This is a genomic window from Nocardia sp. NBC_00508 (assembly GCF_036346875.1).
Lineage (GTDB): Bacteria > Actinomycetota > Actinomycetes > Mycobacteriales > Mycobacteriaceae > Nocardia.
The window spans coordinates 4483785-4506924 of sequence record NZ_CP107852.1 but is presented as its reverse complement, the minus strand read 5'-3'; the positions used below and the strand labels follow the sequence as shown (position 1 = coordinate 4506924).

General features: G+C 69.4%; 23 protein-coding genes. 17 read left to right on the top strand and 6 right to left on the bottom strand.

What is annotated here, in order from left to right; genetic code table 11:
- Positions 1–7: 7 nt before the first annotated feature.
- Together OHA40_RS19875 and OHA40_RS19870 are read right to left on the bottom strand one after the other, a co-directional pair.
- The gene (locus OHA40_RS19875) at positions 8–1627 is read right to left on the bottom strand and encodes an acyl-CoA dehydrogenase family protein (RefSeq protein WP_330228409.1); all 1620 of its coding nucleotides are present in this window, start codon (positions 1625–1627) and stop codon (positions 8–10) included.
- Positions 1614–2264: a TetR/AcrR family transcriptional regulator gene (locus tag OHA40_RS19870; protein ID WP_330228408.1), complete on the bottom strand. Its 651-nt coding sequence runs from the start codon at positions 2262–2264 to the stop codon at positions 1614–1616. The genes OHA40_RS19875 and OHA40_RS19870 overlap by 14 nt, the downstream gene beginning before the upstream one ends.
- Positions 2265–2329: 65 nt before the next feature.
- Here OHA40_RS19870 and OHA40_RS19865 point away from each other — a divergent pair, with 65 nt between their 5' ends.
- From OHA40_RS19865 to OHA40_RS19855, 3 genes are all read left to right on the top strand, one after another.
- A complete protein-coding gene (locus tag OHA40_RS19865; protein WP_330228407.1) occupies positions 2330–3091 on the top strand; it encodes a crotonase/enoyl-CoA hydratase family protein in 762 nt (253 codons plus the stop codon).
- A gap of 5 nt (positions 3092–3096) precedes the next feature.
- Positions 3097–4341, top strand: a complete 1245-nt coding sequence (locus OHA40_RS19860) for a hypothetical protein (protein ID WP_330228406.1) — start codon at positions 3097–3099, stop codon at positions 4339–4341.
- A gap of 390 nt (positions 4342–4731) precedes the next feature.
- A complete protein-coding gene (locus OHA40_RS19855) occupies positions 4732–5421 on the top strand; it encodes an MspA family porin (RefSeq protein WP_330228405.1) in 690 nt (229 codons plus the stop codon).
- Between the two features lie 143 nt (positions 5422–5564).
- Here OHA40_RS19855 and OHA40_RS19850 read toward each other — a convergent pair whose 3' ends face one another.
- Positions 5565–6257, bottom strand: a complete 693-nt coding sequence (locus OHA40_RS19850; protein WP_330228404.1) for a pyridoxamine 5'-phosphate oxidase family protein — start codon at positions 6255–6257, stop codon at positions 5565–5567.
- Positions 6258–6337: 80 nt separating this feature from the next.
- Between OHA40_RS19850 and pdxR the strand changes: the two genes are divergently transcribed.
- From pdxR to OHA40_RS19830, 4 genes are read left to right on the top strand one after another with little or no spacing between them, the layout of a single operon-like run.
- On the top strand, positions 6338–7723 hold the full coding sequence (gene pdxR, locus OHA40_RS19845) for a MocR-like pyridoxine biosynthesis transcription factor PdxR (protein ID WP_330228403.1): 1386 nt from the start codon (positions 6338–6340) through the stop codon (positions 7721–7723).
- Positions 7720–7965, top strand: a complete 246-nt coding sequence (locus OHA40_RS19840) for a DUF2630 family protein (protein WP_330228402.1) — start codon at positions 7720–7722, stop codon at positions 7963–7965. The genes pdxR and OHA40_RS19840 overlap by 4 nt, the downstream gene beginning before the upstream one ends.
- Positions 7966–7973: 8 nt before the next feature.
- Positions 7974–9410 (top strand): dihydrolipoyl dehydrogenase family protein, encoded by a 1437-nt coding sequence (locus OHA40_RS19835; RefSeq protein ID WP_330228401.1) that lies wholly within the window; start codon positions 7974–7976, stop codon positions 9408–9410.
- Between the two features lie 13 nt (positions 9411–9423).
- The gene (locus tag OHA40_RS19830) at positions 9424–10935 is read left to right on the top strand and encodes a carboxylesterase/lipase family protein (protein ID WP_330228400.1); all 1512 of its coding nucleotides are present in this window, start codon (positions 9424–9426) and stop codon (positions 10933–10935) included.
- Between the two features lie 10 nt (positions 10936–10945).
- On the opposite strand, the gene OHA40_RS19825 is transcribed toward OHA40_RS19830, so the two are convergent.
- Together OHA40_RS19825 and cobF are read right to left on the bottom strand one after the other, a co-directional pair.
- Positions 10946–11815: an Fpg/Nei family DNA glycosylase gene (locus OHA40_RS19825; RefSeq protein ID WP_330228399.1), complete on the bottom strand. Its 870-nt coding sequence runs from the start codon at positions 11813–11815 to the stop codon at positions 10946–10948.
- A 255-nt stretch (positions 11816–12070) separates the two neighbouring features.
- Positions 12071–12823 (bottom strand): precorrin-6A synthase (deacetylating), encoded by a 753-nt coding sequence (gene cobF / locus OHA40_RS19820; protein ID WP_330228398.1) that lies wholly within the window; start codon positions 12821–12823, stop codon positions 12071–12073.
- A 37-nt stretch (positions 12824–12860) separates the two neighbouring features.
- Between cobF and OHA40_RS19815 the strand changes: the two genes are divergently transcribed.
- The 7 genes from OHA40_RS19815 to OHA40_RS19785 all read left to right on the top strand — a co-directional run bounded on the left by OHA40_RS19815 (position 12861) and on the right by OHA40_RS19785 (position 19160).
- A complete protein-coding gene (locus tag OHA40_RS19815) occupies positions 12861–13688 on the top strand; it encodes a thymidylate synthase (protein ID WP_330228397.1) in 828 nt (275 codons plus the stop codon).
- A 62-nt stretch (positions 13689–13750) separates the two neighbouring features.
- Positions 13751–14251 (top strand): dihydrofolate reductase, encoded by a 501-nt coding sequence (locus OHA40_RS19810; protein WP_330228396.1) that lies wholly within the window; start codon positions 13751–13753, stop codon positions 14249–14251.
- A 230-nt stretch (positions 14252–14481) separates the two neighbouring features.
- Positions 14482–14808, top strand: a complete 327-nt coding sequence (locus OHA40_RS19805) for a cupin domain-containing protein (protein ID WP_330228395.1) — start codon at positions 14482–14484, stop codon at positions 14806–14808.
- 58 nt (positions 14809–14866) lie between these two features.
- Positions 14867–15925, top strand: coding sequence for a Dyp-type peroxidase (locus tag OHA40_RS19800; RefSeq protein WP_330228394.1), 1059 nt, complete (start codon positions 14867–14869; stop codon positions 15923–15925).
- On the top strand, positions 15922–16722 hold the full coding sequence (locus OHA40_RS19795) for a family 1 encapsulin nanocompartment shell protein (RefSeq protein ID WP_330228393.1): 801 nt from the start codon (positions 15922–15924) through the stop codon (positions 16720–16722). The genes OHA40_RS19800 and OHA40_RS19795 overlap by 4 nt, the downstream gene beginning before the upstream one ends.
- A 78-nt stretch (positions 16723–16800) precedes the next feature.
- Positions 16801–17355: a hypothetical protein gene (locus OHA40_RS19790; protein WP_330228392.1), complete on the top strand. Its 555-nt coding sequence runs from the start codon at positions 16801–16803 to the stop codon at positions 17353–17355.
- 164 nt (positions 17356–17519) lie between these two features.
- Positions 17520–19160 carry a TerD family protein gene (locus OHA40_RS19785; protein ID WP_330234279.1) on the top strand — a complete coding sequence of 547 codons (1641 nt, stop codon included), beginning with the start codon at positions 17520–17522 and terminating at the stop codon, positions 19158–19160.
- 3 nt (positions 19161–19163) lie between these two features.
- Here the strand turns inward: OHA40_RS19785 and OHA40_RS19780 are convergent, their stop codons facing one another.
- Positions 19164–19838, bottom strand: a complete 675-nt coding sequence (locus OHA40_RS19780; protein WP_442943763.1) for a TetR/AcrR family transcriptional regulator — start codon at positions 19836–19838, stop codon at positions 19164–19166.
- Between the two features lie 220 nt (positions 19839–20058).
- Here OHA40_RS19780 and OHA40_RS19775 point away from each other — a divergent pair, with 220 nt between their 5' ends.
- The 3 genes from OHA40_RS19775 to OHA40_RS19765 all read left to right on the top strand — a co-directional run bounded on the left by OHA40_RS19775 (position 20059) and on the right by OHA40_RS19765 (position 23101).
- The gene (locus tag OHA40_RS19775) at positions 20059–21594 is read left to right on the top strand and encodes an amino acid permease (protein WP_330228391.1); all 1536 of its coding nucleotides are present in this window, start codon (positions 20059–20061) and stop codon (positions 21592–21594) included.
- 143 nt (positions 21595–21737) lie between these two features.
- A complete protein-coding gene (locus OHA40_RS19770; protein ID WP_330228390.1) occupies positions 21738–22490 on the top strand; it encodes a DUF1989 domain-containing protein in 753 nt (250 codons plus the stop codon).
- A complete protein-coding gene (locus OHA40_RS19765) occupies positions 22487–23101 on the top strand; it encodes an urea amidolyase associated protein UAAP2 (RefSeq protein ID WP_330228389.1) in 615 nt (204 codons plus the stop codon). Before OHA40_RS19770 ends, OHA40_RS19765 begins: the two co-directional genes overlap by 4 nt.
- The last annotated feature ends 39 nt before the right edge of the window (positions 23102–23140 follow it).

Sequence of the window (23140 nt, the reverse complement as noted above, 5' to 3'; positions counted from 1 at the left end):
GGGCGCCTCAGACGAACGCGCGCTCGACGATCGCGCCGGTGTCCACCCCGGTGGGCAGTGTGCCGAACGCGATGCCCCAGTCGTCGCCGAGGCGGGTGGCGCAGAAGGCGTCGGCGACGGCCGGGTGGCCGTGGCGGACCAGCTGCGCGCCTTGCAGCACCAGCGCCATCAGCTCGACGACGCGGCGCGCGCGATATTCGATGTCGTTCAGGTCCGACAGCTCCTTGCCGACGCGGGCAATGGCGTCGTCCAGCCGATGGTTCTCGCCCTTCGCCAGCGACACTTCGTTGAAATACGCGTCGACGGTCTCCGGCTGACGGCCCATGGCCCGCAGCGCGTCCAGTGCCGCGACGTTGCCCGATCCCTCCCAGATGGACATCAGCGGCGCTTCCCGGTACAGCCGCGGCATGCGGGATTCCTCGGCATACCCATTGCCGCCCAGGCATTCGAGCGCCTCGGCCGCGTGCGACGGCGCGCGCTTGCACACCCAGTACTTGGTGATGGCCAACGCGATGCGCCGCAGCGCCGCCTCGACGGGGTCCTGTGTGGCCCGGTCGGTGGCCCCGGCCAACCGCATCATCACCGTGGTCGCGGCGTCGGACTCGATCACCAGGTCGGCCAGCACATTCCGCATCGCGGGCTGGTCGATCAGCTTCGCGCCGAACGCTTCCCGGTGCCTGGCATGGTGCACCGCGTAGACCGTGCCCGCACGCATGCCGGTGGCCGAGCCGATGACGCAGTCCAGCCTGGTCATGTTCACCATCTCGATGATGGTCTTGACGCCGCCGCCTTCCGCGCCGACCAGCCAGCCGCTGGCGTTCTCGTACTCGATCTCCGAGGACGCGTTGGACTTGTTGCCGAGCTTGTCCTTGAGCCGCTGAATGCGGATGGGGTTGCGGGTGCCGTCCGGCAGCATCCGGGGCAGTAGGAAACAGGACAGTCCGCCGGGCGCCTGCGCCAATGTGAGGAACATGTCCGACATGGGCGCGGAGGTGAACCACTTATGCCCGACGATGCGGTACGAGCCGTCCGGCTGCGGTGTCGCGGTGGTGGTGTTGGCGCGGACATCCGAGCCACCCTGCTTTTCGGTCATCGACATGCCCGCGATGAGTCCAGCCTTGGTGGACGGCTCGCGCAGGCCGAAGTCGTAGACGCGAGAGCCGAGCAGCGGTTCGTACTTCTGCGCCAGCTCTCGGTTGTGCCGCAGCGCGGGCACCACCGCATAGGTCATCGAGATCGGGCACATATGGCCGGCGTCGGCGACGCCCCAGGTGTAGAACTTCGCCGCGCGCGCCACGTGCGCACCCGGCCGGTCGTCCAGCCAGGGTGCGCCGTGCAGGCCGTGCTCCACGGCGATGCGCATCAGGTCGTGCCAGTGCGGGTGGAATTCGACCTCGTCGATGCGGTGGCCGTACCGGTCGTGCGTGCGCAGCACCGGCGGGTACTCGTTGGCGAGCCTGCCCCACTCCTGAGCCTCGGCGCCGCCTGCGAGCGCGCCGAGTTCCCGTACCTCGGGTTCGGCCCAGCCCGCGCCTTCCCGGTGCAAGCCCTCGATCAGCGCCGGGTTGCGCGCGACGTCGAACGGCACGATATCGGGCACCTGGTTGAAGACTTCATGCGTCTGCATCTGACACTCCTGATTCCAGCCGAGCACCATCGGCGCCCGGGTTGTCGCGCACACCCAGCGCGCGTATCGCGAAAGCGATGAGTTCGGGGACGACGAATTCCCCGTGCGGCGCGTCGGCGAGCGGGCCGACCAGCACTTCGCCGATCGCGCCGACCAAGGCCGCGGCGCTGACCCTCGGGTCCTGCGGCGGCAGTTCACCCCGCGAAACACCCTCGGCCACCGCCGATTCGAATGTCTCGGCGAACGCGCGCCGGAAGTGCAGGCGTTCGCTGTCGACGGTGCCGTCGACCGGCTCGGCGAGCAGCACGTAGGCAAGATTCGGGTTCTTCAGCGCACGACCGGCGAAGGTCTCCACCGCCGCGGTCACCCGTTCCAGCGCCGTTCCGTTCGCACCTGCCGCGGCCACCGCGGCGACTTCGCGGGCGACCACCTTGCGGAAGACCGCGCGCACCAGATCCGCCTTGCCCCCGAAGTTCTTGTAGACGGTGCCGGTGGCCACCCCCGCCTCGGCCGCGACCGCCGCCATGGACAGCGCGGCATACCCGCCGCGGGACAACACCTTGGTGGCGGCCTGCACGATCAGCCCCGCCTTGGCGTCCAGGCGGGCCTGCACGGCGGGAGTTCTGCGGTAGGCCACACAAGAAGTGAACCACGAATTCATTTCTTCACACAAGGGCGCTTTTACGGCGTATGTTCGAGCTCGTGACGGTACTGATCGAACGCAACGGCCCAGTGACCACCGTGATCCTGCACCGCCCCGAGGCGCGCAACGCGGTCGACGGACCGACGGCCGCCGCGCTGGCCGACTCTTTCCGCGAGTTCGACGCCGATCCCGACGCGGCGGTCGCCGTGCTGTGGGGCGACGGCGGAACGTTCTGCGCGGGCGCCGACTTGAAGGCGCTCGGCACCGAGCGCTCCAACCAGGTCACCGAGGACGGCGACGGCCCAATGGGGCCGACCCGCATGCGGCTGTCCAAACCGGTGATCGCCGCCGTCTCCGGCTTCGCGGTGGCAGGCGGGCTCGAGCTCGCGCTGTGGTGCGATCTGCGGGTCGCCGAGCAGGACAGCACCTTCGGCGTGTTCTGCCGCCGCTGGGGCGTCCCGCTCATCGACGGCGGCACCATCCGGCTGCCGCGCATCGTGGGCACCGGACGGGCCATGGATCTGGTGCTCACCGGACGTGCGGTCGGCGCCGAGGAGGCGCTGCAGATGGGTCTGGTGAACCGCGTGGTGCCCACCGGCGAAGCGCGCAGGGCGGCGGAGGAGCTCGCCGCGGAACTGGCCGCGCTGCCCCAGGCCTGCCTGCGCTCGGACCGGATGTCGCTGCTGGAGCAGGACGGGATGAGCGAGGAGTCGGCGCTGCGCAACGAGCTCCGGCACGGCATGGCGGCACTTGCCAACGGCGCACTGGAGGGCGCGCAGCGCTTCGCGGCGGGCGCAGGCAGACACGGCGGCCGCGCCTGAATTCGATGACCCGCCTGAGCGTCGTCGACGAGATCTTTCTCCGCACCCACCGCGGACTGGGCACTCCGATCGCGCTGCAGGGCCTGTGGCGGACGGCCGACCTGGTGGATCCCGCGCTGCTGGCGCAGGTGCACGAGGCCATGCGCGCGGGAACATTGGGACGCAGGGTGAGTCGACCGCGCGTGCCGGGCGCTCGCCGATCCTGGCAACCGAACGTTCGCGCGTATCCGATCGCTCGCGCCGCGGACATCCTCCCCGTCGCGGAACTGCTCGACTGGGCCGACGCGCAAGGCGACGGGCTCGATCCGGAATACGGCCCGGGATGGCGGCTTTCGACCGCGACGCTGAACGACGGCGGTTCGCTCGTCTCGCTCACCTGCTCCCACGTGCTGGCCGACGGACGGGCGCTGGCAGTGGCAGTGGACGGCGCGTTGCGCGGCGACCGCGACCGCCAACTGAATTTCGCTGCGCTGGAATCCGATTGGTGCGATGCCTGGCACCAGTGGACGATCGTCCTGCGCGGCACCGCCGCGGCGTTGCGTCAGGGGATACCGCGCCAGCCGTCCGCCGCGAGCCGGGACGAGCAGCCGCGCACCGGCTACGGGACAATGGCGCACAGCGCGATCCTGCAGTGCCCCGCCGCGGAGTGGGATCGCGCGGCCGTGCGACATGGCGGCACGGCCAACAGTCTGTTCATCCACCTCGTCGCGACCATGCTGTGGAACAGCGGGTTTCCCGCCGAGACGATCGAGGCGAGCTTGCCAGTCGACACCCGCACCGAACCACGCGTGGACAACGACCTCGCCATGACCGAGATCGCGATCCGCCGCTCCGACACGCCTGCGACCGTCCGCGCGCTCGCCCGTTCGGCCTACGAACGCCGCATGTCCGCGCCGGGTGGCATGCCCGAAGAACTGCTCCAGGTGATACCGGACCGCTGGGCCTACGCCCTGTCCAAAGGCGCGGGCGAACGAGACATCCTATGCTCCAATATCGGAACGCTGCCCGCCTCTCTGCGCACACTCGGCCCGCACCGCTGTACCGGCGTCGCCGCCCGCGCCATCCACCCCGGCCTGACCGCCGCGCGACTGCCGCGCACCAGACTCGCGGGCTACCTGTGTCGCATCGGCGACGACTACGTGCTGAGTCTCGTGAGCCTGGACCCGGATCGCATCGAGTCCGCCGCCGCGCTACGCGAGCTGGCGGTACGCACCGCGGCCTCGGCCCGGCTGCGGACGCGCGCGTGGTGAGTTCATCGTCCAGCGAACCGGATACAAAGCTTCGCCACCGAGCCGAGGCAGGCCCTCTGCTCCATCCGCGATGACCTCGACCACGTCCGGGTAAACCCTGCGGCAATGCCGACGCTGCCGACGATCGGGTGAAATCCGGCCGAAGCCGTGTCGGAGCAAGCCGGGCCGGCACACGACTTGCTATGGTGCACAGTCCTGCCCGCGATTCCGACGGGAAACCGAACGCCGGTTGCGTCGGTCGACTCGCCGCGCCGGGCCCAATACCGGCCCCTGAGCTGCACCTACCGGTAAAGTTTCGGCCGCACACGCCGAGAAGAATCTACGGCGATCATTGGTGTGCGATTGGCGTTTGCGTCCGAAGTTCCGTTTCGACAGCGACTCGACTGGAGCATGATGAACCGCAAGCATTCGCGTACTCTGGCCGCGATCACCGCGGTGATGCTGGCCACCATCGGAACTGTTGCCGGAGTCGACACCGCGGCCGACGCGGAGCCCGGGGAGGTCAGTGCCGGCGGGCTGCATGTCGTCGCGTCGGTGGATGCCAATCATGTCCTGCCAACCGGCGGCGCTCTGGCGATGGGAGTTCCATTCGCGCACGCGGCCAAGGTGTCCGGAAATTTCACGGCCGCATTCGACGGGACCTCGGCCCTGCGTAGCGGGGGGATCGTCGCCGGATATCTGGTGGGCTGCGCGGTGGACATTTCCGATGGCATCTCGGTATCCATCGCCGCGGCCGGCGGAGGCGAAGTCGCTGTCACGCCCGGGGCCGCCCTCACCATCGATAATGAGGGTTTGGTGGCACTTACCATCGCCTCGGAGGTCACCATCGCCGGCAACGGGGAACTCGGTGGTGAGTTGACGGTATATCTGTTGCCGGGCAGTGTGACCGCGGTAGTGATCGCCGAGGAGGAGCTCGACGAGGACTCGGAGTTCCCCTACACATTCGCGCACAGCAATACCGCGCTGAATGTCAACGGATGCCTCTCCCCGGCCTCGGCCATGCCATTCATCACCGTCCGCGCGAACGCCAGGAACGGCACCGCGCAAACGACAGGCTATGGCGATGCATTCGTGTTCTGAATCGACCTGACTTGCTACGTGCTCGTGGCGCAGGGTGCTTGCCGGTACCCAACCCGGCGCCACCGGCACGTGCGAAAGAGCCGACCAGCGTCGCGAAGTGCGCGAGGGCGGCGTGCGTTTCGCGGATCCGGGGCGGCCTGCGGTCAGTGGATCGGGACCGAGCTCGATTCGCGCCGCCGGAGGACATCGTCCGGGACGGCGATGTCCGGCGCCAGATCGTCGGAGCCGATCGGCGCACCCCACACCTGGCGTAGCGGAAGCACACCGGCCCACACACCGCCCGCCTCGATGTCGGCCGCGTCGTCGATGGGACCGCCGGCGCGGACCTTCACCGATGCTTCGGTGAGATCGAGGGCGAGCACTTTCGTCGCGGCGAGTTCCTTCTTGTTCGGCGGGCGCACGCGCGACCAAGCGCCAGGCGCGGCGTGTTCGACGATCACGCGCAGTGCGTGCAGGCGTTCGTCGTGGCCGGTCACCTCGACGGTGCGACCGAGCACGACCGCGGAGCGGTAGTTCATCGAGAAATGCATGGCCGACCGCGCGTAGACCACACCGTCGACCAGGGTCACCGCCACCGAGACGTCGCCGGTGACCGCCGCGCGCAGGCTCCCGGCCCCGGTCGAGCCGTGCACGTAGAGCAGGTCGCTGTCGCGCCCGTAGATGGTCGGCAGCACGACCGGCGTGCGGCCGAGCAGCACACCCAGGTGGCAGACCAAACCGGCGTCGAGCACCGCATCCAGGTCGGCGCGATCGGTCCGCGCGCGGTCTTTCAGCCGGGTCGGCGTACTGCGCGGGGTTGGGGAGAGTGGGGGCCGGGAGCTGGCTGATTCGGTCATGGATCCAGCATCAGAGCACAAATGGCATTATCAAAGTGCCAATTCAGCAGAATTCCAGCAGTCCATTTCGAGGAGGGGCCGTGCTGGACGACTTTTCGCTCGAGCTGGATCGCGAACTGCCGGAACCGCTGGCGGTGCAGATCGCCGACCAGCTGCGGCATGCCGCGACCAACGGACGGCTGCGCGGTGGCGACCGACTGCCGTCCACGCGCGCGCTGGCCGATCGGCTCGGCGTCAGCCGCGCCGTGGTGACCGCCGCCTACGACCAACTGCACGCGGAAGGCTGGATCAGCGGCAAACGCGGTTCCGGCACCTACCTGACCACCGCTCCCGCCGCGGGGCCCGCGCGCGCCGCCGCGTCCCGCGGCACGGATGTCGCACCACATCTGCTCGACCTCGTGCCCGGCGCCCCATGCATCGAGGCCATCGATCCAGCCGCGTGGCGGCGCGCTTGGCGCGCCGCCGCGGACGACACACCGCTGGTGCGGAAGGACCTCGCTGGTGAACCGGAGTTCCGCACGGCGGTCACCGAACACCTGCTGCGCCACCGTGGGCTCGGCGCGGGCAGCGACACCGTGCTGCTCGCCACCGCCGGAACCAGTTCCGCCGTCGGCGAATTGGCCGCCGCGCTGCTGCGGCCCGGTGATGCCGTCGCCATGGAAGACCCGGGCTATCAGCGCGCCGCAGGCGCGTTCGCGGCGGCAGGGATCGATGTGCTTCCGGTCCCGCTGGACGCGCACGGCTTACGCGTCGATCTGCTGCCGCCAGGTATCAAGGCGGTGTATTGCACTCCGGCACATCAGTTTCCACTCGGCGCCCGAATGCCCGCCGCTCGCAGGGTCGAGCTGATCGAGCACGCGCGACGGTCCGGCATAGTCGTCATCGAGGACGATTACGACGGCGAATTGCGCTACGACACCGCGCCGCTGCCGTTGCTCGCCACCATGGCTCCCGATGTCGTCGTCCACTTGGGCACGACGAGCAAGATCCTGTCCCCCAGCCTCGGCGTCGGCTGGCTGCTGTCCGCACCGGGGATCGCTGCGGCTGTGCTCGCCCACCGGGAGCGCACCGGCACCGGCCCGAGCCCGGCGGGCCAGCGGGTGCTTGTGGCCTTCGCCGCGCACGGTGACCTGGCCAGGCACCTGCGCAGGTTGCGCCGCGCGGTGCCGCCGCGGCGCGCGCTGGTGGTGACCGAGCTGCGCAGCCGCGGGCTCGATGTGGTCGGCGACGACGCCGGTTCACATATCGTGGTCCCGGTGGACTCTGCCGAGACCGAGGCGCGCGTGATCGCGACCGGACAGCTTCGTGGCGTCGCGCTCGACGGGCTGGCCAGGCATCACCTGCGATCGCGCCGCGAGCACTTCGGCATCGCCCTCGGCTATACCGCGCTGCCCTGGCCTGACCTGGCCACGGCGGTCGCGATCGCCGCCGAGTGCCTCCCCCGGCCCGTAGCATGGTCCGCATGAGCGAACAGGACATTCTGGCGCGCATCAAGAAACTGGTCGACCAGGAGCACGAGCTGCGCTCGCAGGCCACCCGGGGCGAGTTGGACCCGAGGACCGAGCGCCGGCGTTTGGCCGAACTCGAAGTGATGCTGGATCAGGCGTGGGATCTGCTCCGGCACCGCAGGGCGCGGATCGGCCTCGGCGAGTCCCCGGACGCCGTCCAGGCCAATCCTGTTGCCCAGGTCGAGGGCTACCTCCAATAGCCGCCACCATGCCGAACACACCGACCGAATACGACGTCATCGTGATCGGTGGCGGACCGGCGGGCGAGAACGCCGCCGCCTACGCCGTCGCGGGCAGTGACCGGACAGCCGCCCTCGTGGAACGCGAGCTCGTCGGCGGGGAATGTTCCTATTGGGCCTGTGTCCCGAGCAAGGCCCTGCTGCGGCCGGGCCACGTGCTTGCGGCCGCGCGGGCGATGCCCGGTGTCGCCGCGACCGGACTCGACGTGGCCGCGGTGCTGCGGCGACGCGACGCGTTCGTGCACGACCACGACGACTCCGCGCAGGCCGACTGGGCGAAAGACAACCGCATCGACGTCGTGCGCGGCACCGGGAGTCTCGCCGGGGAGCGCTTGGTGGACGTCGACGGACGGCAACTGCGCGCCAGGCATGCCGTGGTGCTGGCCACCGGCACCACCGCCAATATCCCCGATGTGCCCGGCCTGCGCGCCGCGCTGCCCTGGACATCCCGCGACGTCACCAACCTGCACGAGGTCCCGCGCCGGGCCGCCGTCATCGGCGGGGGCGTGGTGGCCTGCGAAGCGGCGACCTGGCTGGCCGCGCTCGGCGCCGAAGTCACCGTGCTGGTGCGCGGCTCGGCGTTGCTGGCGGCGGTCGAACCGTTCGCGGGCGAGCGGGTGGCCTCGGCGCTGACCGAAGCGGGCGTGCGGGTGCGGTTCGGGACCGCGCCGACCGCCGTCGAGCGTACGGCGGCGAAGGACACCGGCGAAGGGTGGATCCACGGCGATCCGGTCACGGTGCGGTTGCGTGGCCCGGAGGGCGACTCGACGCTCGAGGTGGACGAACTCGTGGTCGCGGCGGGCCGCACGCCCGCCACCGCGCGGCTGGACTTGGCCGCTGTCGGACTGCCCGACGGTTACGTCGCCGTCGACGACCATCTCACCGTCCGCGGCGTCGAGGGCCGATGGCTGTATGCGATCGGCGACGTGAACCATCGCGCGGCGCTCACTCATATGGGCAAGTACCAGGGCAGAGTGTGCGGTGACGTGATCGCGGCCCGCGCCGAGGGCAAGCCGCTGGAGGACGCGAGATTCGTCGCGAGCTCCGACCACGGCAAGGTGCCGCAGGTGGTGTTCACCGCACCCGAGGTGGCCTCCGTCGGTCTGACCGAGGCCGCGGCCAGAGAGGCGGGCCACGCGGTCGAGACCGTCGAACTCGACATCGCGGTGGCCGGTTCCGCGCTCTCCCGGGACGACTATGCCGGACACGCGAAGCTGGTGATCGACAGCGCCGCCGACACCTTGCTCGGCGCCACGTTCGTCGGCCCCGACGTGGGCGAGCAACTGCATGCCGCCACCATCGCGGTGGTGGGTGGAGTGCCGCTGTCCCGTCTTTGGCACGCGGTGCCGGCCTTCCCGGCGGTCAGCGAGTTCTGGCTGCGGCTGTTGGAGGCGCGGCGCGCGTAGCTACCATCGGAAGATGGTGGCAACAACGGATATCGCGACCGCCGACGGTGTCGTCCGCGGTCATCGTGGCCGCCGCGTATCCCGCTGGCGATCCATACCGTACGCGTCTCCCCCGCTGGGAGACTTGCGGTTTCGCGCGCCGCAGCCGGTCGAGCCGTGGTCCGGCGTCCGGGCGGCCACCGAGTTCACCTCCGCCGCGATGCAGCATCGCTCCGGGGCGCGGATCGGACCGCGCGCCTACCAGCCGACCAGTGAGGACGCGCTGACACTGAATGTCACCGCGCCCGCGACACCCGCCGCGCGCCCGCGACCGGTGCTGGTCTTCCTCCACGGCGGCGGCTACCTGATCGGCACCTCCGCGCTGGCGCTGTATTCCGGTGCGCGGCTCGCTGTGCGCGGCGATGTGGTCATGGTGTCGCTGAACTATCGGCTCGGCGCGTTCGGCTATGTCGACTTCAGCGAGTTCGGTACGCCAGGGCAGCCGTTCGACACGAACCTAGGGCTGCGCGACCAGATTGCCGCACTGGAGTGGGTGCGCACCAATATCGCGGCCTTCGGCGGCGATCCGGGCAACGTGACGATCTTCGGTGAGTCGGCCGGTGCGCACGCGGTGCTCAGCCTGATGGCCACTCCGGCAGCGAAAGGCCTGTTCCATCGCGTCATTTCGCAGAGCCCGCCCGCCGACTGGGCGATGACCGCCGAGGAGGCCCGCGCCTTCGCCCGCCGCTGCGTCACGGCACTGGGCGCCACGCCGGACACCGCGGGCGCCGCGTTGCGCACGGCGGGCGCCAACGACATCCGTCGCGCGGTCGACCGCAGCATCAATCGGGTGCTGCGCGAACAACCGGGCGTCTTCCCCGCCTGTCCGGTCGTGGACGGTGACTTCCTGCCGCGCGCCCCCATCGACGCCATCGCCGACGGCTCTGCCCACCGGGTGCCGCTGATCATCGGCACGAACCGGGACGAAGGGACGCTGTTCGCCAAGTACGCCGACGAACTGCCCACAACGCCAGGGCGGCTGCGCGCCGCGCTGGCCCGTTCCAGCGATGCCGCCGAATCCCGGATCGCCGCGGCGTATCCCGGCTATCCGGAGCCGAAGGCCGCGGTACGCGCCGGCGGCGATTTCACCTTCTGGCGGCCTTGCCTGACCGTCACGGAAGGCCACAGCAGGCATGCGCCCACCTACGCCTACCGCTACGACTTCGCCCCGCGCGTCCTGCATCTGGCGGGTCTCGGCGCCACACATGCGACTGACCTCATCCCGGTCTTCGGCGCGGGCGACTCCCCCTTCGGCCGGGCGCTGACCGCCGCGGGCGGTCGGCGCGGGCTGCGGGCGGTCACCGATCAGTTCCAGGACAACTGGCTCGCGTTCGCCGACACCGGCGCTCCGCTACCCTCCTGGCCCGCCTACACCGAAGCCCGCAGATCCACCCTGATCATCGACTATCCCACCCACGTGGAACACGACCCGGACCAAGCGAAAAGACTTGCCTGGCAAGGCGTTCGGATACCGACACTGACCTGACCGGCGGCCGCTACTTCAGCAGCCGGGACATCCGCCGGTCCGCGAGCACCTTGCCCCCGGTCTGACAGGTGGCGCAGTACTGGAAGGACCGCTCGGCGTAGGAGACCTCGCGGACGGTGTCGCGGCAGACCGGGCAGGCCAGTCCGGTGCGGGCGTGTACCCGCATGCCGGAACGCTTCTCGCCCTTCAGACGTGCGGCGTCCTGGCCGACCGACCGGCGCACCGCGTCGCTGAGCACTTCGCGCATGGCCGCGTACAGCTCGGCCAGCGTGTCGTCGGGCAGCGTCTTCGTATTCGCGAACGGTGAGATCCGCGCGGTGTGCAGGATCTCGTCGGAGTAGGCGTTGCCGATTCCCGCCAATAGCGCCTGGTCGACGAGCGCCGTCTTGATCCGCTGTGAAGTGCCGTGCAGGATCTCGGCGAACTGCGCCTCGGTGACCTCCAGCGCGTCGGGGCCGAGGCGCGCTATGCCTGGGACTGCCTTGGGATCCTCCACGACGTACGCCGCGAGCCGCTTCTTCGTGCCCGCCTCGGTGAGGTCGAACGCCGGCGTCGCCCCTTCCGGCGTGAAGAAATGCACCCGCAGCGCGAGCGGGCTCTTGCCGCCCGGCTTCGGCGGCGTCGGGCTCGGTTCATCGATCCAGCGCAGCCACCCGCCCCGCGACAGATGCGTGACCAGCCACAGTCCATCGCATTCCATGCCGAGGAACTTGCCCCAGCGCCCTGCCCCGGTAACGTCCCGCCCCGACAACGCCGTCACCGGGGGCTCGAACGTCTTGACCGCGCTCAAAGCGGCCACGTCGACGCGCCCGACCACCGCGCCGACCGCATGTTCCCGCAGGAACTGCGCCAACGCCTCCACTTCGGGTAGCTCAGGCACGCGCTCCAGAGTACCCACCCGGGCAGCTGATCGAGGGGAGTCGAATGGCGGCTCGAATCACTCCCCTCAGCCACCATTGAACTCCCTTCGATATTCTGCGATCAACAACGCAACCACAGCCGGTCCACTGAGCTGGGACCGCAGGTGCGGGCACGACTGCGGAAGGTAAGCCGGGTACGGCACCCAACGCGCCCAGCACTGTCCGGTACATATATGGAGCGCCGACTCACCTGGGCAGCACGACCACAGGCGTCTTTACGACGCTCCCCCGCCGCGGCGCAGCAGATAGATGTCCATGATCCAGCCCTTGCGGTCACGCAGTTCGGCGCGGGCACGGACGATCTCGTCCCGCACCGCTGGCAGCGGGCCCTCGATCAGCGTCTCGTCCGGCATGCCGAGGTAGGCGCCCCACCAGATGTGCACGTCCTCGCCCGATATCGCGGTGAACGAGCAGTCGCCGTCCAACATCACCAGCGCGTTCTCGGCGCCGAGTCCCTCCTCCCGCAGGCGGCGGCCGGTGGTGATGCGCAGCGGTTCCCCGATTCCGTGCAGCACGATGCGATGACGTGCGGCCAACGCCTGCGCGCTGGTGATCCCCGGAATCACCTCGTAGTCGAAGCGCGCCACACCACGCGCGAGCACCCGCTCGATCATCCGCAGCGTGCTGTCGTACAACGCGGGATCACCCCAGACCAGGATGCCGCCCACCCCGTCGACCTCGGCGAAGGCCGATTCCAGCAGCGCCGACCTTCGATCGTGCCAGTCCTCGACGACGTCCACGTAGTCGGCGGGCGTCCGGTGGCGCGGCGGGTCGACGATCGGCACGATCCGGTACGGCCGGTCCATGTGCTCGTCCAGCACCGCGGTCCGCACGTCGACCAGTTCCCGCTTGGCCTCGCCCTTGCCGATCACGAAGAACACGTCGACCTGCCGAATCGCCTTGACCGCCTGCATGGTGACCTGATCGGGATCTCCGGCGCCGATGCCGATCACGTAGAGCTTGCGCATGCGGGCGAGCTTGCCAGGACGACTAGAGTTGCCAGGCGTGGCCCCTGACGCGCTCGATCCGGCTTCCACCCCCGATACCCAGTACGAGGACCTGCTGCGGTTGGTGCTCGCGTCCGGCACGAGGAAGGCCGACCGGACCGGTACCGGAACCCGCAGCGTCTTCGGCCATCAGCTTCGCTACGACCTCTCGGCCGGGTTCCCCCTGGTCACCACCAAGAAGGTCCACCTGAAGTCGATCGTCTACGAGTTGCTGTGGTTCCTGCGCGGCGACTCCAATATCGGCTGGCTGCGCCAGCATGGCGTCTCCATCTGGGACGAATGGGCCGACGCCGCCGGCGAGCTCGGGCCGGTCTACGGCGTGCAGTGGCGGTCGTGGCCGACGCCGGACGGCACCCACATCGATCAGATCGCCCAGGTGCTGCAGACCCTGCGCACCAACCCGGATTCCCGGCGCATCATCGTCTCCGCGTGGAACGTGGCCGACCTGGACAAGATGGCGCTGGCCCCGTGCCACGCGTTCTTCCAGTTCTACGTGGCCGACGGCAAGCTGTCCTGCCAGCTGTACCAGCGCAGCGCCGACCTGTTCCTCGGCGTCCCGTTCAACATCGCCAGCTACGCACTGTTGACCCACATGGTCGCTCAGCAGACCGAGCTGACCCCCGGTGATTTCATCTGGACCGGCGGCGACTGCCACATCTACGACAACCACTCCGACCAGGTCACCGAGCAGCTGACCCGCGACCCCTACCCGTTTCCCACGCTGCGGCTGCGTCCCGCGCCGACGCTGTTCGACTACCGCTACGAGGACGTGGAAGTGGTCAGCTACCAGCATCATCCGGCCATCAAGGCCCCGGTGGCGGTGTGAGCGAACCGAGGGCACGGCGCGCCGCGGCGCATGACGGAGCCGAGCGGCAGCGAGGCGGAGTCATGAGCCGCACGGTCGGGCTGATCTGGGCGCAGACCCTGGACGGGGTGATCGGGTCGCGCAACACCATCCCCTGGCGCTTGCCCGAGGACATGGCGAACTTCAAGGACGTCACATGGGGTCATCCCGTGGTCATGGGCAGGCGGACCTGGGATTCGCTACCGCCGCGATTCCGGCCGCTGGCCGGTCGCCGAAACATCGTGGTGACCAGGCAACCCGAGTGGGCGGCCGAGGGGGCCGAGCGCGCCGCGTCGGTAGCCGAGGCACTGGAGAGCTGTGGCTCCGGCACCGTATGGATCGCCGGTGGAAGCGAGATCTACCGGGTCGCTATGGAATTCGCGACCGCCCTCCGAGTGACCGAGATCGACACCACGGTCGAAGGCGACGCCTACGCGCCACCGATCGGCTCCGAGTGGGAGCCAGACGACCCGGAACCCTGGCGCACGTCGAGCACCGGTCTGCGCTTCCGCATCCGGCACTACACCCGCGCGCGATCAGCTTGAACGGGCGAACCGACGATGTCCGCGGTACAGCCCCGCACCTGGCTGCGAAAAGCCACGTCAGTTGCCGGTGCAACACACCGCACAGCGACGGTGCCCGTCAAACCGGACCCGCGCCGCGACGGTCTCGGGCATACTCCTCGATATGCGGCGGCCGGACTTCGTCCGTCCGAGCGCCTCGAGCCGATGCCACCAGCCCGGCATCGGCTGTGGTGATCTGCGAAAGGCGGTCCATGGACAAGAAATCGCTGACTGCGGTCGCGCGCCAACAACTGAAGTTGGCTGCCACCGCCACGAGCGGACGCAGTTCACAAACGATCTACGGCGGTCATACGCATGCTCTGCGGCAAACGGTGGTCGGCCTGACAGCCGGGCAGAGCCTGGCCGAGCACGACAACTACGGCGAGGCCACCCTGCTGGTGCTCAGCGGCACGCTGACGCTGGTCAGCGGCGCCAACGAATGGAAGGGATCGGCGGGCGACCTGATCGTGGTGCCCAAGGCGCGCCACAGCGTCAAGGCGGTCGATGACGTCGCGTTTCTGCTGACCGTAGCCAAGTAGTAGCGACCCGCGTGGTCCGCTCGGCGGTGGGGCGGGTCGAGCACTAGTGTGTTCGATCATGGGTGAGCCGCAGCCGATCCTCGAACCGCTCACACCGGCCGCCATCTTCCTGGTCGCCACTATCGACGAGGGTGGCGAAGCAGTGGTGCGGGATCTGCTCGCCGACATCAACGGTCTGCGCCGCTCGGTGGGCTTCCGGCTGCCGGGCGCAGGCCTCAGCTGCGTCACGTCGATCGGCTCCGCCGCGTGGGACCGGCTGTTCGCCGGGCCCAAACCCGCTGAGCTGCATGAGTTTCCCGGCTTCACCGGCCAGCGCCACACCGCGCCCGCGACACCGGGCGACCTGCTCTTCCACCTCAGGGCCCAAGTGCAGGACGCCTGTTTCGAGCTGGCCATGGCCATCGCCGACCGGCTCGCCGGCGCGGCGACCATCGTGGACGAGACCGTCGGCTTCCGCTACTTCGAGCAGCGCGACCTGCTCGGCTTCGTGGACGGCACCGAGAACCCCGAAGGGCGTGCCGCGGCCGCCGCCGCGCTGGTCGGCGAGGAGGACCCGCGGTTCGCCGGCGGTAGCTACGTGACCGTGCAGAAGTACACCCACCCGCTGGCGGACTGGCGGGCGCTGTCGGTCGAGGAGCAGGAGCGCGTGATCGGCCGCACCAAGCTGGACGACTTCGAACTCTCCGACTCCGACCAGCCCGCAGACTCGCACGTCGCGGTCAACACGCTGATCGATCCGGACGGCACCGAGCGCCAGATTCTGCGCGGCAACATGCCGTTCGGCAGCGTGCGTGACGGCGAGTTCGGCACGTATTACATCGCCTACGCGGCCACCCCGAGCGTCATCGAACGCATGCTCACCCGCATGTTCCTCGGCACCGACGAGGCCGCTTACGACCGGATCCTGGATTTCTCCACCGCCGTGACCGGAACCTCGTTCTTCGCCCCGACCATCGATTTCCTCGACGATCCGCCGCCGGCTCCGTGGGTCACGGCGGAACACGCGGTATCCCTCGGCACGGACGGCGCCGGTCCGGCAGGTCCGCCCGGTACCGACGCGCTAGCGGGCGAGGGTTCACTCGGCATCGGCACGTTGAAAAGGAGCACCAGGTCATGAACAACCTCCACCGTGAACTCGCGCCGATCACTTCCGAGGCATGGACGGCCATCGAGGAGGAGGCGGCGCGCACGTTCAAACGGCACATCGCCGGCCGCCGCGTCGTGGACCTGTCCGGTCCGCACGGCACCGACTACTCCGAAGTCGGCACCGGGCACACCACCGCGATCGAGGCTCCCGGCGAAGGCGTGCTCGCCCGCACGCGTGTGGTCGCGCCGCTGGTCGAACTTCGGGTGCCGTTCGCCCTCTCCCGCGAGGAACTCGACAATGTCGAGCGCGGCGCCGAGGACACCGACCTCGACCCCGTGAAGGACGCCGCGAAGAAGATCGCCTTCGCCGAGGATCGCGCGATCTTCGAGGGGTATCCCGCCGCGCACATCACCGGCATCCGGGCCAGCTCCGCCAACCAGGCGATCACGGTGCCCAGCGACCCCCGGCAGGTGCCGGAGGCGATCGCGCAGGCATTGAGCGCCCTGCGGCTGGCCGGTGTCGACGGGCCGTACTCGGTGCTGCTCAGCGCCGACCTGTACACCGCGGTCAGCGAGACCTCCGATCACGGCCATCCGATCCGCACCCACATCGAACGCCTGATCCCTGAAGGCGAGATCATCTGGGCGCCCGCCATCACCGGCGCGATCGTGCTCACCACCCGCGGTGGGGACTTCGATCTGCGCATCGGGCAGGACCTGTCCATCGGGTATCTGTCGCACGACGCCACGTCGGTCCAGCTGTATTTCCAGCAGAGCCTGACGTTCTTGGTGTACACCGCGGAGGCGGCGGTCGCGCTGACGGTGTGAGCCGGCGCTGCCGGTCGGTCACACGTGGGAATCGCCGGCTGTGCGCCGGCGCCCGGGGGCGGTACCGTGAGGCCGGAAATGCACCAGAGGCAGGTAGACGAGATGACAACGGTGCGGGCAGGTGTGGTCCCGACGCAGCGCGCGGCGCTCTACAGCGTGCTCGGCATCCTGGCGACCGTGGCGGTCTGCGGCTCGTTCGTCGTCTCGTTCGGCGTGCACCGGGTGTTCACCGGATTGCTGGCCGGTGCGGTCGTCGGCGTCGCGCTGCTGGCGGCGCTGTTCACCAGGGACGCCGTGGTGCTCACCGACTACGCCATCTACCGGCGTAAGCCGTGGACGATGTCCAGCATCTCCTGGGATCGAGTGGTGGCCGGTCGCTTCACCCTCGACGAACGTGCCCGGTGGTCGTTGGCGCTGGACCTGTCCGGCGGTGACGAACCGCACGGCGAGCTGGTCCTGCTGTCCATACCGCCGGTGGTCCGCCCGGTCGCGGGCGCCTACGACCTGCGCAAGCGCGATCAGGTCACGGAGATCCGGGCGATCTTGCGCCGCAAGCGGATTCCGGTGACCGTGCTTCCGCAGATCGCGGGCGCGTTGCAGGAGCACTGGCAAATCGCACCGCCGGCGCACTGAGTCCCGGGCACGGTGCAGGCCGATGGCCACCGTGGCGACAACATCGACCAGCGGTGCATTTGCCGCGCGTTCGGGCGGCGCAGTCGGGGGCCGGTCGGTGCGGATTGATCGCGCCGCGTGCGGGACGCGATGCGGCGGTTTCGGTTACGTTGACAGATGTGTCGATGCTGAAGGGCGCCAACGTGCCGGTGCCGGTGTCCGCCGTCCGGATCGAGGTGGGCTGGCGGGCCGCGACGGGGACGCCGGATGCCGATGCCTCCGCACTGCTCGTGGTGTCCGGAAAGGTGCGATCCGACAGCGATTTCGTCTTCTACAACCAGCCCGCCCACCCCTCCGGCGCGGTCCGGCACGAGGGCAAGCGGCCGGGCCCGACCCTGCTGGATGTGCTGTCGGCGGACCTGGCGCGAGTGGAGCCGCAGATCGACGGCATCGTGATAGCGGCATCCACCGACGACGGCACCGTCGGGCAGCTCGACGGATTGTTCGCGCGGATCGTCGATCCGGGCACCGGAGCGGAGATCGCGCGTTTCGACGACGTCGGCGCGACGACCGAAACCGCGGTCGTGCTCGGCGAACTCTACCGGCGCCAGGGCGGGTGGAAGTTTCGCGCGGTCGGACAGGGTTACACGTCCGGTTTGACCGGGCTTGCCGCCGACTACGGCATCACCGTGGACGACGCACCCGCTCCGCCGCCACCGACCGCACCTGCGCCAGCCGGTCCGGGCGAATGGGGCACAGCAGCACCGCCGACGACGCCGGTTCCGCGGGAGCCGGGCCAGGTCGCCGCACACCCATCGTCGGCGGCGCCGGATCCGTCCGGCGCGACCGCATGGCACGGCCATGCCACGCCACCGCCCGGCCGGTACATCCCGCCGGGCCAGGTCTCGTCGCCGGCAGGCCAATACTCGCCGGCACCAAGCCCATACGCACCCCCGCCCGGCCAGTACCCGACGCCCCCAGGCCAGCCAGTTGCGCCAACTGGTCACTATCCAACGCCATCGAGCCAGTACGTACCGCCAGGCCACCAAGCGCCGCCGCCGGGCCAGTACCCGCCCATGCCAGGTAGTTACGCACCGCCCGGCCAGCACCTCGCGCAGGGCCACCAGGCGCCACCACCCGGCGTCGATGTGCCGGGCCAGTATGCCGCCCCAGCACCGGCGGAGTGGTCGGCGCAGTTCGGGTACGCCGCGCCCACCGAACAGCGGGTCGGCACGAGCAAGATCTCTTTGACAGAGCACTATCCCTCGGTCTCGCTGACCGCGTGGGGCGTCGGCTCCGGCATCCTGCGGATCAACCTGAACTGGACCGCCACGGTCACGAATGCGCTGGATCTCGATCTGTGCTGCTTCTGGGAACTGGTCGACGGTCGCAAGGGCGATATCCGTCCGGTCGGCGACGTCGGCGCGCTGGACCGGGCGCCTTTCATCCGGCTGGAGGCCGACGACCGGTCCGGCGCGGCCGCCGGTGAGAACCTCCAGGTGAATCTAGACCGCACCGCTGAATTCCGCCGAATCCTGGTCTTCGCCACCCTTTACGACGGCGCCGCGGACTTCCGCGGCATCCGGGTGACCGCGACGCTGTACCCGGTCGGCGCGCCGCCGATCGAGCTGAGCGTGGACGGCTGCGCGGACAACTCCCGGGACGCGGTGCTGGCTCTGCTCGAGAACACCGGCGCGGGCCTGGCGGTGCGGCGCGAGGGCCGATTCGTCCCGCCGCCGCCGAACCGCCCGCGCTGGGGCGTCGCCGAGGTGGACAAGGTCTATGGCTGGGGCTTGAACTGGGTGCGGGGCGAAGGCAAGTCCTGACCCTCAGGCGGTGGGCAGCGCCAGGCGATCCAGCAGGTCGGCCGCCTCGGCCCGGATCGTGTCGAGGTCGCCGGGCCAGCAGAGCGTGCGCAGCACAGCACCCGGGATGGTCTGCTCTGCGTAGGTGGGCGCGGCGCCCTCGTCGGAACGGATGCTGATCACGGTCTCCACCAACCGGAACGGCAACAGCTCCGCGCCCGGCGTGCTCACCGCCCCGCCTTCGGCCAGCACCTGCGCGGCCAATGTCTCGTAGTGCCTCCGTAATTCGTCGCGGCGCAGACGGAACGCGGCGAACCGCTCGGTGCGCAGCTCCGGCAGCAGGTACAGCGCCCCCAGGTTCCAGCGCGACGCGCACAGCTGCCGCACGTCGAACAGCGCCAGCGCGTACAGCCGGACCTGCACTGGGTCGGGTACCTCGCGCAGGCGTCCAGCCAGCTCGATCGGCATCGCGATGGTTTCGGCGAGCAACGCGTCGAGGATGTCGTCTTTGGCCGCGAAGTGGTGATACAGCGAGGCCTGCCGGATGCCGACGGCGTCGGCGACGGCACGGGTGGAGGTGTTGGCGTAGCCGTTGGTGGTGAACAGTTCGCCTGCGGCGTCCAGGATTTCGGCACGCGGCGTCTGCCCGCGTCGTCGTCGCTGGGCGACGCGCGGACGGCCGGGACCGACGTTCGTCACGCCGCCATTCTGGCAGGGAGCCGCAGAGGCACTTCGGCGTGGTAGCCGTCCGGTCGGTTTGTCAACGGACCACGGTGCATTTTCTGTCACTTGATAGAAATACCGGCAACGCAGAAGTTACCGCGGGTGTCAGAAGTGATACACGGAGGTCACCGAAAGCGCGACCGCGACCATAAAACTGTCGTCTGATAGTTATTGGCCGCACGCCGAAGGACCGCCCATGGCCACCACCCTCGCCCCGACCCCGCCCTCCGACCTCAGCGGCGACAGCGCCGACCTCGCCAAGTTCGGCTACCAGCCCGTCTTGCACCGAAAGCTCGGCCGCTACGCTTCGTTCGCGGCGGGCTTCTCGTTCGTCTCCATCCTCACCACCATCTTCCAGTTCTTCGGCTTCGGCTATTCGTTCGGCGGAGCCGCCTTCTTCTGGACCTGGCCGATCGTCTTCGCCGGACAGTTCCTCGTCGCGCTGAACTTCGCCGAACTGGCCGCGCGCTACCCGATTTCGGGCTGCATCTACCAGTGGTCCCGGCGGCTCGGCGGGGAAATCGTCGGCTGGTTCGCGGGCTGGATGATGATCATCGCGCAGATCGTCACCGCCGCCGCGGCCGCGATCGCGCTACAGGTGGTGCTCCCCTCGATCTGGAGCGGATTTCAGCTCGTCGGCACGGACACCGCGCTCACTTCCCCGTCCGGCGCGACCAACGCCGTGGTGCTCGGCAGCATCTTGCTCGTGCTCACCACAGTGATCAACGTGATCGGCATCGACCTGATGGCGCGGATCAACTCGATCGGCGTCACCGTCGAGATCGTCGGCGTCCTGGCGATCATCGCGCTGTTCTTCACCAGCACCGAGCGCGGCCCCGGCGTGGTGCTGCACACCGATCAGGCCGCGCCAGGTCCCTACTGGGCTGCGTTCCTGGTCTCGGGGCTGATGGCCGCCTACGTGATGGTCGGATTCGATTCCGCGGGTGAGCTTTCCGAGGAGACGAAGAACCCGCGCCGCGTCGCACCGCGCACCATTCTCACCGCGTTGTCGGTTTCGGCGCTGGGTGGCGGCCTGATGCTGCTTGGCGCGCTGATGGCCGCGCCGAGCCTGTCCGACGGCGCGCTGGCCACCGACGGCTTGGCCTACGTGCTCACCACCAAGCTGGACAGCCCGGCGGGCAAGGTCTTGCTGGGCTGCGTCGCGGTCGCGGTCACCGTGTGCACATTGGCGATTCAGACCGCGGGCTCGCGGCTGATGTTCTCCATGGCACGGGACGGGAAACTGCCGTTCGCGCGCAGGCTGGCCGCGGTGCATCCACGCTACGGCACACCGGCGCTGCCCGCCGTCGTCATCGGGGTGCTCGGCATCGGCCTGCTGCTGCTGAACCTCGGCAACGCCGCCATCTTCGCGACACTGGCCAGCGTCTGCATCGTCACGCTGTACCTGGCGTATCTGCTGGTGACGGTGCCGCTGCTGGTGCGGCGGTTCGCCGGGCTACCCGACCCGGGCACCGACGCGCGCCTGTTCAGCCTGGGCCGCTTCGGTATTCCGATCAACGCGCTCGCCGTGGTCTGGGGCATCGCCATGGTGGTGAACCTGGCCTGGCCGCGCCCGGAGGTCTACACCCCGGACGGCGGCGGCTGGTGGATGCTCTGGGCCGCACCACTTTTCGTGCTTCTAGTGCTGGGAATGGGTGTGCTGGTGCATACCACCGTGCTCAGCGCCGGCCGCCGTGTCCAAAGCCCCGAGCCCGCACCACAACCCGCCTGATACACCGGGTGCGGTGATGAGCATGCCTGGCAACACCGCACCCGGGTCGACCACAGGAATAGCGCCCGCGCTGTGACGCCAGACGTGATCGCCCCCCGATCGGCCACGAAACCACCACAACCAGCGCACGAAAGGAAAGAACCGTGACAAGCACCGCGGACACGTCCGGCGCACGGGCGCACGCACGCTCGCAAGCCACGGCGGCGACCATCGCAGCGCCCGACCTGCCCTCGACCGTTCCGTCCTCGAAAGTCACCTTTGACCAGCGTATTCCGGCGCACGGTTACGCGAACGTCGTGCTCGGCCGCGGCACCCGCATCCGGCTCTCCGATCCGGCGGGCGCGGCCTGCGCGCATGTCCTGCTGCTGCGCACCGACGCGCCGTGGGAGCGCCTGAACGTCGCCGACACGGTCAAGGTGCCGTGGCAGGCGTACCTGGGCGGCGGCCACCCGCTGCTGTCGGACCAGGGACGCATCCTGGCGACCGTGCTCGCCGACACCTCCGGCCACCACGACGCGCTCTGCGGGCCGACCGACCGAGCCCGCGCACAATTGCGCCTGGCCGGCGCCAAACAAGGACTCGAACCACGCGATATCGGGCCGACGGTCTCGTTCTTCCGTGGCATCCGGGTCGAGCCGGACGGAACGCTCACCGCCACCGGCAGCGCCGCCCCGGGCGCCTCGGTGGATCTGCTCGTGCACCTCCCGGTCACCGTGCTCGTCGCCAACTCCGCGCACCCGCTCGACGAACGGCCCGCGACGGATCTCGATGTCGTCGCGTGGGCCGCCCCGGAAGATCTCGCCGCGGCGGCCAACGACGACCCGGAGTACCAGCGGGCCGTGCAGAACACCGAACAGGCTTGGACGGCCGCACTGACTCTGGAGGCAACCGCATGACCACGGCTCGCACCGTCGTGCTCGACGAAACCGTCCCGGCCCGCTCTCCGTGGTCTGCCGTAGTCCGTGCGGGCGACCACTTGTCGATCATCGATCTGCATGGCAACCAGGCGGTGGACTGCCTGCTGTACTCGGCCGCCGACTACACCGAGCGCTACAGCGCGCAGGCCACGGTCACCGCGCAGCGCAACATCTTCCTCACCACCGGAAGTGTGCTGCGCACCGACGCGGGAACGGCGCTGATGACCGTCGTGGCCGACGAGGTCGGCAACCATGACACCATCGCGGGCGCCTGCTCGCAGGAGTCCAACACACTGCGCTACGGCCACCACACCCGCCACCAGCACGCCTGTGTGGAGAACTTTCTCGCGGAAGGGTTGCGCTGGGGGCTCGGCAAACGCGATCTGGTGTCGAACATCAACTGGTTCATGAACGTTCCGGTCGAGGCGGACGGCACGTTGGGGATCGTGGACGGCCGGTCCGCACCCGGCAAGCAGGTCACTCTGCGCGCCGAGATCGACACGCTGGTACTGGTTTCCAACTGCCCACAGATCAACAACCCGTGCAATGGGTTCGACCCGACACCCGTGCGCATGGTGGTGTCGCGATGACCGTCGCCCAACTATCGGCGGGCGCCGGAACGCACCCCG

Coding starts and splice junctions, on each gene's coding strand:
- OHA40_RS19875 (WP_330228409.1), bottom strand. CDS start 1,627: ATGCAGACGCATGAAGTCTTCAACCAGGTGCCCGATATCGTGCCGTTC.
- OHA40_RS19860 (WP_330228406.1), top strand. CDS start 3,097: ATGACCCGCCTGAGCGTCGTCGACGAGATCTTTCTCCGCACCCACCGC.
- OHA40_RS19855 (WP_330228405.1), top strand. CDS start 4,732: ATGATGAACCGCAAGCATTCGCGTACTCTGGCCGCGATCACCGCGGTG.
- OHA40_RS19850 (WP_330228404.1), bottom strand. CDS start 6,257: ATGACCGAATCAGCCAGCTCCCGGCCCCCACTCTCCCCAACCCCGCGC.
- OHA40_RS19840 (WP_330228402.1), top strand. CDS start 7,720: ATGAGCGAACAGGACATTCTGGCGCGCATCAAGAAACTGGTCGACCAG.
- OHA40_RS19835 (WP_330228401.1), top strand. CDS start 7,974: ATGCCGAACACACCGACCGAATACGACGTCATCGTGATCGGTGGCGGA.
- OHA40_RS19830 (WP_330228400.1), top strand. CDS start 9,424: ATGGTGGCAACAACGGATATCGCGACCGCCGACGGTGTCGTCCGCGGT.
- cobF (WP_330228398.1), bottom strand. CDS start 12,823: ATGCGCAAGCTCTACGTGATCGGCATCGGCGCCGGAGATCCCGATCAG.
- OHA40_RS19810 (WP_330228396.1), top strand. CDS start 13,751: ATGAGCCGCACGGTCGGGCTGATCTGGGCGCAGACCCTGGACGGGGTG.
- OHA40_RS19805 (WP_330228395.1), top strand. CDS start 14,482: ATGGACAAGAAATCGCTGACTGCGGTCGCGCGCCAACAACTGAAGTTG.
- OHA40_RS19800 (WP_330228394.1), top strand. CDS start 14,867: ATGGGTGAGCCGCAGCCGATCCTCGAACCGCTCACACCGGCCGCCATC.
- OHA40_RS19795 (WP_330228393.1), top strand. CDS start 15,922: ATGAACAACCTCCACCGTGAACTCGCGCCGATCACTTCCGAGGCATGG.
- OHA40_RS19790 (WP_330228392.1), top strand. CDS start 16,801: ATGCACCAGAGGCAGGTAGACGAGATGACAACGGTGCGGGCAGGTGTG.
- OHA40_RS19785 (WP_330234279.1), top strand. CDS start 17,520: ATGCTGAAGGGCGCCAACGTGCCGGTGCCGGTGTCCGCCGTCCGGATC.
- OHA40_RS19775 (WP_330228391.1), top strand. CDS start 20,059: ATGGCCACCACCCTCGCCCCGACCCCGCCCTCCGACCTCAGCGGCGAC.
- OHA40_RS19765 (WP_330228389.1), top strand. CDS start 22,487: ATGACCACGGCTCGCACCGTCGTGCTCGACGAAACCGTCCCGGCCCGC.